This is a genomic window from Ralstonia sp. RL (assembly GCF_001683835.1).
Lineage (GTDB): Bacteria > Pseudomonadota > Gammaproteobacteria > Burkholderiales > Burkholderiaceae > Ralstonia > Ralstonia mannitolilytica.
In genome coordinates, this window is the sequence record NZ_LWRX01000197.1 from 1 (window position 1) to 3,633 (window position 3,633).

A 3,633-nucleotide genomic window follows, 5' to 3' on the forward strand; every position below is an offset into this window, starting at 1 on the left:
GCCGGCCAGGCCGGCGCAGGCGGCAGCGGCCGGCGCCACGCTGGAAGGCGTGGTGGAGCTCGATCCGGCGCTGCGCGCGCAGGCGGCGGATAGCGACACCGTGTTCATCTTCGCGCGCGCCGCGCAGGGCCCGCGCTTTCCGCTGGCGGTGCTGCGCAAGCAGGTGAAGGACTTGCCGGCGGCCTTCGTGCTGGACGACAGCATGAGCATGACGCCGGACGCCAAGCTGTCCGACTTCCCGCAGGTGGTGGTCAGCGCGCGCATCTCGAAGAGCGGGAACGCCACGCCGGGCGCCGGCGATCTGGAAGGCGTCATCGAGCCGGTGGCGCCGGGGGCGAAGAACCTGAAGATAAGAATCAACAAGCGTAACGGGTAATGGAAAAGAGGGGCAGGACATGAAACCGTTCATCATTGCCGGCGCGCTCAGTGCGGCGGCAGTGCTGCTGCCGCAGACGGCGCTCGCCGTCGACGCGGAGGCGGCGCAAAAGCTGACGCGGGCCGAGGGGTGCCTGCGTTGCCACGGCATCGACCGCGGCAAGGATGGCCCGGCGTACAAGGAGGTCGCCGCCAAGCACAGAGGCAAGCCGGACGCCGAGGCGAAGCTGACGCAGCATCTGAGCAGCGGGCACAAGGTGAAATTCCCGGATGGGCATGAAGAGGATCACAAGATCCCGAAGACCAAGGACCAGGAACAGATCCGGAACGTGATTCAGTGGATTCTGTCGCTGTAATAAACAAAAAATACTTCTGACCGCAAGGCGCCATAGCAGGCTGTTGAAAAACGTCGCGAGCGGGCCGAGATTGAGCGGGGGCGCCGAGCCCGAGGAGCACACGCGTACGAATGGTACGCAGAGCACCGCAGGCTGCAAGATCGGCCCGCGCAGTAGTTTTTCAACAGCCTGATAGAGCGCCAGCGCCGGTCAACGATGGGCAGGCTCAGGGAGAAAAAAATGAAAACTTGGCAGAAGCTTGCCATGTCGCTGGCGTTCGTCGCCAGCCTGGCCGGACTCGCTCCGGCCTTTGCCGCGGACGGCGCGGCGCAGCAGCAAATCGACAAATCGCGGGCGCAGGACGCGGTCTGCACCAAGTGTCACGACCAGTCCGAGGAAAGGCCGGTGCTGTCGATCTACAAGACGCGCCACGGCGTGAAGGCGGACGAGCGCACGCCGACCTGCCAGGGTTGTCACGGCAAGAGCGAAGACCACGTCACGAACTCCACCCATTCCTCGACCCGGCCGCCGGTGGAGGCCTTCAGCGCGCGCGGCAAGGCGGGCGCGAAGGACATCGAGTCCTGCCTCGGCTGCCACAGCAACATCCGGCGCTCGCACTGGGCCGGCGGCGCGCACGAGCGCTCCGGCATGGTGTGCACCAACTGCCACCAGATGCATACCGACCACGACAAGGTGCGCGACAAGCTGACCCAGCCGGAAGTCTGCTTTACCTGCCACAAGGAGCAGCGCGCGCTCTACATGCGGCCGTCGCGCCATCCGATCAAGGACGGCAAGATGGCCTGCTCCGACTGCCATAATCCGCACGGCGCGGCCGGACCCAACCTGCTGTTGCGCGACAGCGTGGTCGCCACCTGCTACACCTGCCACATGGAGAAGCGCGGCCCGTTCGTGCGCAACCATGCGCCGGTGCAGGAGGACTGCACCATCTGCCACAACCCGCACGGCTCGACCATGCCGAACCTGCTGAAGGCGCGCCCGCCCTTCCTGTGCCAGCAGTGCCATGAGCCGGCCACGCACCAGGGGCGCAGCGCGACGCTCTCCGGCTCCAACGCCAGTCCCGCGCAGGCGGCCAATACGCTGGCGCGCGGCTGCCTGAACTGCCACACCGATATCCACGGCAGCAACAATCCGGCCGACCGCGCCAACGCGCGCAGCTACCGCCGCTGACGAGAGACAGGGAGAACGAAAATGAACAAGCAGATGAGGTTTCCTCTCGCGGCGATGGCGGCCGCGCTTGCGGCGGCTTTCGGGCCGGCTTGCGCGCAGGAGGACGCGGAACTGGCCTGGCTGACCAGGCCATCCTCCACGGTGGCGATCGGCGCCGGCTATCTCAACAAGGATGCGCCGCAGTTCGGGCGCTACACCGGCCTGCGCGACGAAGGCGCGTACGGCCTGCTCGGCGTCGATCTGAACCGGCTCGACGAAAGCACGGGCACCTGGATCAGGTTCAAGGGCAACAACCTCGGCCTGGAAAGCCGCGACCTGCGCTTCACGCACGAACGCCAGGGCGACTGGGCATACTTCCTCGAATACAACGCCATGCCGCGCTACGAGCCGTACACGGCGAACACTGCGGTGCAGGGCACGGGAACGCCCCGGCTGACGATCCCGGGCACGGCCGCCGCCGTCGAAACGCCGGTGCAACTGAAGATGAAGCGCGAGGCGCTCGGCGCCGGCTTCACCAAGCAGCTCGGCGGCGGCTTCGACCTGGTGGTGCGGGCGAAGAGCGAGGACAAGGATGGCGCGCGCATTTTCTCGCGCGGCACGGGAACCAATGCGTTCGAATTCACGCCCGAACCCATTCACTCGACCACCCGTCAGCTGGAGGCGATTCTCGGTTACTCCGGCCCGAAATTGCAGATGTCGGCCATCTACTACGGCACGGCCTACGACAACCACAACACCTCGCTGTCTCTGGCCGGCGGCAATACGGCCGCATTCAGCGGGAGCAACGCGCTCAGCCCGATCTCCTTGCCGCCCGGCTCGCAATCGCACCAGCTCGCGCTCGACGGCGGCTACAGCTTCACTCCGTCCACGCGCGGCTCGTTCAAGGTGGCGTACACCCGGGCCACGCAGAACGACACCTTCATTTCCGGCGTGCCGCTGGCGGCCGGCATTGCGCCGGACGGCAACCTCGGCGGCCGCGTCGACACCACGCTGCTGCAGCTGGGCGTGTCGGCGCATCCGCTCTCCCGACTGTCGCTGGTGGCCGACCTGCGCCATGAAAACCGCGACGACAAGACGCCGGTGCGCCTGTATACCGTCACCGGCGTGACGCCCGGCTCGACCTTCAACGGCGAAAATCAGCCGGTCTCCGTCAAGACCACCAGCGGCAAGCTGGAGGCGACTTACCAGTTTCCGTCGTCGCTGCGGCTGACCGGCGGCATCGACTACGACGTGAAGGATCGGAACACGAGCGCGGTACGTTCCGTCAGCTTCCGCGACCGGACCGAGGAAACCTCGTACCGCGTGGCGCTCAAGCGCACCGTGGCGGAAACCGTGACCGGTTCCATCGCCTACATCCGCAGCGAGCGCAACGGCTCCGATTTCCTGACCAACGTGCTCAACAGCGGCGCCGCCGGCGTCAACCTGATCGCGCCGCTGAACCTGGCGGACCGCGAACGCGACAAGGTGCGCCTGTCGCTCGCCTGGACGCCGACGAACGACCTTTCATTGCAGTTCATGGCGGACCAGACGCGCGACGACTACGGCACGCGCACCGCCGACAGGTTCGGCCTGCGCGACGGCTCGTCGCAGAACTACGCCATCGATGCATCCTATGCGTTCGCCGACGAATGGCAGGCGAGCGCCTGGATATCGAAGAACGACACCGTCGCCAACCGCGCTTCGCGCATCTCGCCGACGAATCCCTGGAGCGCGAAGCTCGAAAACAACAGCAATT

4 protein-coding genes are annotated in these 3,633 nt (G+C 66.4%); all 4 read left to right on the forward strand.

Annotation, left to right across the window (positions count from 1 at the left end; translation table 11 throughout):
- The coding region (locus tag A6M56_RS18760) for a c-type cytochrome biogenesis protein CcmI/CycH (protein WP_502686942.1) at positions 1–376 on the forward strand (376 nt) is incomplete at its 5' end.
- Between the two features lie 19 nt (positions 377–395).
- The gene (locus A6M56_RS18765; protein WP_286758318.1) at positions 396–731 is read left to right on the forward strand and encodes a c-type cytochrome; all 336 of its coding nucleotides are present in this window, start codon (positions 396–398) and stop codon (positions 729–731) included.
- Between the two features lie 219 nt (positions 732–950).
- Complete coding sequence (locus A6M56_RS18770) at positions 951–1,898, forward strand: DmsE family decaheme c-type cytochrome (protein ID WP_286758319.1); 948 nt, start codon at positions 951–953, stop codon at positions 1,896–1,898.
- A 33-nt stretch (positions 1,899–1,931) separates the two neighbouring features.
- On the forward strand, positions 1,932–3,633 hold a 1,702-nt coding region (locus A6M56_RS18775), incomplete at its 3' end, for an MtrB/PioB family decaheme-associated outer membrane protein (RefSeq protein WP_286758320.1).

What these genes read in the sequence shown, in the direction of transcription:
- A6M56_RS18765 (WP_286758318.1), top strand. Translation starts at nt 396, where the DNA reads ATGAAACCGTTCATCATTGCCGGCGCGCTCAGTGCGGCGGCAGTGCTG.
- A6M56_RS18770 (WP_286758319.1), top strand. Translation starts at nt 951, where the DNA reads ATGAAAACTTGGCAGAAGCTTGCCATGTCGCTGGCGTTCGTCGCCAGC.